Source organism: Williamsia sp., assembly GCF_016462415.1.
Taxonomy (GTDB): Bacteria; Actinomycetota; Actinomycetes; order Mycobacteriales; family Mycobacteriaceae; genus Williamsia_A.
In genome coordinates, this window is the sequence record NZ_JAEMTF010000223.1 from 1 (window position 1) to 2083 (window position 2083).

The 2083-nt window shown below is 67.3% G+C and carries 3 protein-coding genes; 2 read left to right on the top strand and 1 reads right to left on the bottom strand.

The genetic code is table 11. The annotated features are described in order from the left end of the window. The coding region (locus JHC79_RS23555) for an aldehyde dehydrogenase family protein (RefSeq protein WP_296395491.1) at positions 1 to 266 on the top strand (266 nt) is incomplete at its 5' end. A gap of 74 nt (positions 267 to 340) precedes the next feature. Further along, positions 341 to 895 (top strand): lipocalin family protein, encoded by a 555-nt coding sequence (locus JHC79_RS23560; RefSeq protein WP_296395495.1) that lies wholly within the window; start codon positions 341 to 343, stop codon positions 893 to 895. A gap of 16 nt (positions 896 to 911) precedes the next feature. Here the strand turns inward: JHC79_RS23560 and JHC79_RS23565 are convergent, their stop codons facing one another. Then, positions 912 to 1979, bottom strand: a complete 1068-nt coding sequence (locus JHC79_RS23565) for a serine hydrolase domain-containing protein (RefSeq protein WP_296395493.1) — start codon at positions 1977 to 1979, stop codon at positions 912 to 914. Positions 1980 to 2083 lie beyond the last annotated feature (104 nt).

A 2083-nucleotide genomic window follows, 5' to 3' on the forward strand; every position in this document is an offset into this window, starting at 1 on the left:
CCACCGACACCGACGACGCCCTGCGCATCGCCAACGACACCGACTTCGGTCTCGGGTCGAACGTGTGGACCACCGACGACGCGGAGATCGAGACGTTCATCAACGGCCTCGACGCCGGGCAGGTGTTCGTCAACGGGATGACGGCGTCGTACCCGGAGATCTCGTTCGGCGGCATCAAGAACAGTGGCCACGGGCGTGAACTGACCAAGTTCGGTCTACGGGAGTTCTGTAACGTCAAGACCGTCTGGGTCGCCGAACAGCCTTGAGGAGAACAACTGTGAGCACCACCCGTACGCGCCGACCGATCGCGCTGTCGCTGCTGGCTGCGGTCGCGGCGGTCATCGCCCTGGTCGCGGGATCGGCCACCGCCTCGGCGGCTCCCGGTCCGCTCAAGCCCATCGCCAAGCTCGACGTGCAGCGCTACCTCGGTGTCTGGAATCAGGTCGCGGCCATCCCGCAGCCGTTCAACCTCGACTGCCTGCGCAACACCCAGGCGCGCTACACCCTGATCGACCCGAACAACATCAAGGTGGAGAACACCTGCACGAAGTTCACCGGTCAGCGCAGTGGCATCAACGGCAACGCCCGCGTCAACGACCAGAAGACGAAGGCGCAGCTGCACGTCAGCTTCCCGGGAGTCCCGTTCCAGTCCAGCAAGTCCGGACCGACGAACTACATCGTCACCTACATCGCCCCGGACTACTCGTGGGCGCTGGTCGGTAGCCCCGATCGCCTGTCGGGCTTCGTCCTCAAGCGCGACAAGGGAGTCAACTCGTCGCAGTGGCGGTCTATCAAGAACGTGATCTCGACGCGCGGTTACAACCCGTGCTTCTTCATCACGACCCCGATCGACGGCGCGTACAAGAACATCCAGCCCTTGTGCACGGTGCGCTGACCGCAGCACACCAGCGTCATCTGACCGACAACGCATCGCCGATCTTCTCGGCGATGCGTTGTTGTTCTTCGGCGGGAACGGAATCGGCGAGGACGACGATCACCCGGCGGGTCGGAGCGACCTCGAGCGTGAGATAGCCGGAGTACCCGCCGGTCTCACCGTTGTGCCACGCCCCTCCGCTGCCGTCGAGAACCCAGAAGATGCCGCGGCCTCGACCGACCGCCTGCACGGAGGTGTCGATGCCGGGGGCGGAGCGATCGACGATGGCCTGGGCCAGCCGCGCGATGTCCGCCGGCGTCGACACAACGCCACCGGCCGGCGCGTACCCGTCCATCCGCCACCGCGCCGCACGTCGGCCACCGTGCCAACCGCGCGGTGCGGGCGTCCCCGCCGACGACGCCGACGTAGCGGTCATCCCGATCGGGGTGAACAACCGGCTCTGCACCAGCTCTGCGTACGAGACACCCTGCGCAGCAGCCACACTGATTCCGGCGACGGATGCCCCGAGGTTGGAGTACAGCGATTCCCCCACCCGGCCCCGCCGCGACCGCGCCGCGTCGTCCAGCACCCGACGCGCCGATATACGGGCGTAGGGGTTCGTCAGGAACACGGCGTGGGCGAGCGCCCGCAGTGTCATGGCCGGTGTCGACGGCAGGCGCGGGAGTCCCGATGTGTGCGTGACCAACTGGGCCACGGTGACGTCGGCGAGCGACGGCGCGATGTCGGCGACGAGCGCATCGAGTCGGGTGTCGAGGGTCCACTCCCCTCGATCGATCCCGTCGGCGATCACCAGTCCGGTCACGACCTTGCTCAGGGAGCCGAGTTCGAAACGGTCGTTCGCGGACGCGTCGACGAATGCAGTCCGCGGTGGCCGACCTTCCTCGGCGACGATCGCGGCGAGTCGATGGGTGCGGTGGGTGACCAGTGAGTCCAGTAGTTGTGCGAGTTCTGCGTCCCCCGTCGCCGCGGCCGGTCGGTGCGCATGGGCCCGCAACCACATCAGCACTCGCAACAGCACCACGATCGCCACCACGAGGCTCACTGCGCCCGTGACGTTGTCGTAGATCGCGGACATCATGGACATCGGACGGCCACCTCGGGCTCAGGCGTACCGACCGACCGCCCAGCCGCGCCGGGCCTCCGGGCCCACCTCGTCGACCTCGACACCGTCCGCGTACAGACCCGTCT

What these genes read in the sequence shown, in the direction of transcription:
- JHC79_RS23565 (WP_296395493.1), bottom strand. Translation starts at nt 1,979, where the DNA reads ATGTCCATGATGTCCGCGATCTACGACAACGTCACGGGCGCAGTGAGC.